This is a genomic window from uncultured Chitinophaga sp. (assembly GCF_937874145.1).
GTDB lineage: Bacteria > Bacteroidota > Bacteroidia > Chitinophagales > Chitinophagaceae > Chitinophaga.
Map to the genome: position 1 here is coordinate 1 of NZ_CALNBI010000200.1, position 3,110 is coordinate 3,110.

General features: G+C 56.5%; 2 protein-coding genes. Both read left to right on the top strand.

The window, feature by feature from the left end; all coding sequences use genetic code 11:
* Positions 1-134: 134 nt before the first annotated feature.
* Positions 135-1,214 carry an efflux RND transporter periplasmic adaptor subunit gene (locus Q0510_RS09390; RefSeq protein WP_298710349.1) on the top strand — a complete coding sequence of 360 codons (1,080 nt, stop codon included), beginning with the start codon at positions 135-137 and terminating at the stop codon, positions 1,212-1,214.
* 49 nt (positions 1,215-1,263) lie between these two features.
* Positions 1,264-3,110, top strand: a 1,847-nt coding sequence (locus tag Q0510_RS09395; protein WP_298710351.1) for an efflux RND transporter permease subunit, incomplete at its 3' end; no start/stop codon positions are given.

Sequence of the window (3,110 nt, forward strand, 5' to 3'; positions counted from 1 at the left end):
AAACCGGAACAGGACCGCGATAACGTCCAATTATTAAATTTGTCCGGCTTCGAAATCCCTTAACTTGCGGGGTACAGCTTCCACGTTGTTTGTCCCGGGCCTAAACGGTATTTAAACTTTATATAGACTGAAACATGCGAAATAAGACCTTACGAATTGTTATTCTCTTCCTGGTACTGGCGGTGGCCGGCTTCTTTATCTATAAGCTGACCGCAAAAAGCGATGCCACGCCAGGCGGAGCGCCCGCAGCAGGCGGAGCCCGGCCGGCCGGCAGGCCCATCATGGCCGACGCCTATGTAGTGAAACCTGTGAAACTCGACGAAATCATCGAAGCCTCCGGCACCCTCCAGAGCAACGAAGAAGTAGAACTCAAACCGGAAATCACCGGCAGGATCACTAATATATATTTTAAAGAAGGCGCCAAAGTTGCCAAAGGCACCCTCCTCATCAAACTGTACGATGGCGACATCCTCGCCACCCTCCGCAAACTGGAGCTCCAGCGCGAACTCGCCCGTACCACCCTCGCCCGCCAGGAATCCCTCCTGAAGATCAACGGTATCAGCCGCCAGGATGTGGACGTAACCACCAACCAGGTAGCCGCCTACGGCGCAGATATCGAATTCAATAAAGCGCAGCTCCAGAAAACGGAGATCCGCGCGCCCTTCAGCGGCACCATCGGCCTCCGCAACGTCTCCGAAGGCGCCATCGTAGGCCCCACCACCATTATGACCACCCTGCAGCAGCTCGATCCCCTCAAGGTCGACTTCGCTTCGCCCGAAAAATACCGCAACGCCATCCGCAAAGGCGACCCCGTCACCTTCTCCGTGACCGGCGACACCAACCGCTACCGCGGCTCCATCTACGCCATCGATCCCAAAATCGACCTGGCCACCCGCAGCGTAAAGATCCGCGCCATCGTGCCCAATCCCAACGGCATCCTGTTCCCCGGATCCTTCGCCCGCACCTCCATACAGCTGAAAGACAATCCAAACGCCATCATGATCCCCTCCCAGGCCGTGATTCCCGGAACGCGGTTCAAACAGGTCATCATCGCAGACAGCGGCAAAGCCAAATTCGTAAATGTGGAAACAGGCATCCGGAACGAAAACAACGTACAGATCACCAGCGGCCTGGAAATCGGAGACACCGTTATTACCACAGGCATACTCTCCCTTAAACCGGGTATGACCTTCAAATATAATAAGGTGCAATAGTGCGCTGTTCCAACAACAACAGCGGTTACCAGAACTTAATAACGACATTATGAGCTTACCCTCCATATCACTCAAACGGCCCGTCCTCGCCATCGTGATGAACATCATCATCGTGATCTTCGGCCTGGTGGGCTTCACCTTCCTCGGGGTGCGCGACTTCCCCGCCATCGATCCGCCGGTCGTGAACGTCCGCACGTCCTACCCCGGCGCCAACTCCGATATCATCGAAACCCAGATCACCGAACCGCTCGAAAAAGCGATCAACGGTGTGGCCGGTATCAAAAATATCTCCTCCCTCAGCTCCCAGGGCTCCAGCAACATCACCGTGGAGTTCGAACTGAGCGAAGACCTCGAAGCAGCGGCCAACGACGTCCGTGACAAAGTTTCCCAGGCCCAGCGCAACCTGCCCAACGACCTGGAAGCCCCGCCCGTCGTTTCCAAAGCCGACGCCAACTCGGACGCCATCATCTCCATGACCGTCCAGTCCAACACCCGCAACCAGCTGGAAATCACAGAGTATGCCACCAACGTGCTCCTCGAACGGCTGCAGACCATTCCCGGCGTTTCCGCCATTCAGGTCTGGGGCGAAAAGAAATACGCCATGCGTATCTGGATGGACCCCGCCCGCCTTTCCGCCTATTCCCTCACCCCCGGCGACGTGCAGCTCGCCCTCCAGCGCGAGAACGTGGAACTGCCTTCAGGCAAGATCGCGGGCAACGCCACGGAGCTGACGGTGCGCACCTTCGGCCGGCTGGATACGGAGGAGGAATTCAATGAACTGATCATCAAAAACGTCAACGGCGCCGAAATCCGCCTGCGCGACGTAGGGCAGGCCGTACTCGGACCGGAAAACGAGGAAACGCAGCTGAAGGAATCCGGCATTCCCCAGATCGCCCTGGCCCTCATCCCGCAGCCGGGCTCCAACTATGTGGCCATCGCTGAAGAGTTCTATAAAAGATATGACCAGCTGAAGCAGGAGGTGCCGGAGGATTTCTCCCTGAACATCGCCATGGACAATACCGCCTTCATCAAGAAGAGTATCCATGAGGTGCAGGAAACCCTCATTATCGCACTCGTGCTGGTGATCCTCATCGTATACCTGTTCTTCCGCGACTGGCTCATGGCGCTCCGCCCGATCGTCGACATCCCCGTGTCGCTGATCGGCGCGTTCTTCATCATGTACGTCTGCGGGTTCACCATCAATATCCTCACCCTGCTGGCGATCGTACTGGCTACGGGGCTCGTGGTGGACGACGGTATCGTGGTCACGGAAAATATTTATAAAAAGATTGAATTGGGCATGCCCCGTATGCGCGCCGCCAAGGAAGGATCGGAAGAGATCTTCTTCGCGGTGATCGCCACGTCGGTAACGCTCGCGTTCGTGTTCCTCCCCATCATCTTCCTCCAGGGCTTCGTGGGAAGCCTGTTCCGGGAATTCGGGATCGTGGTGGCAGGCGCGGTACTCATTTCCGCGTTCGTATCGCTCACGCTTACGCCGGTGCTCAACGTGAAACTGGCCCGCAAAACGCACAAGCATTCCTGGTTCTACGAAAAAACCGAGCCCTTCTTCCAGTGGATGGAAAGAAGCTACAAGAACACGCTCGCAGGTTTCGTGCAGGTACGCTGGTTCGCCTGGGTGATCATCGCGGCCTGTATCGCTATGATCTACGTCCTGTTCATCAATATACAGTCCGAGCTGGCGCCGATTGAAGACAGGAGCATGTTCCGCCTGTCCATCACCGCGCCGGAAGGCACTTCTTATGATGCGATGGACGATTATGTGGTGAACCTGGTCGAATTCATGAAGGACTCCATCCCGGAAAAGAAAGTGATCCTTTCCGTGACGGCGCCGGGCTTCTCCGGTGCGGGTTCCGTGAATACGGCCTTCTCTTTCGT

What these genes read in the sequence shown, in the direction of transcription:
- Q0510_RS09390 (WP_298710349.1), top strand. Translation starts at nt 135, where the DNA reads ATGCGAAATAAGACCTTACGAATTGTTATTCTCTTCCTGGTACTGGCG.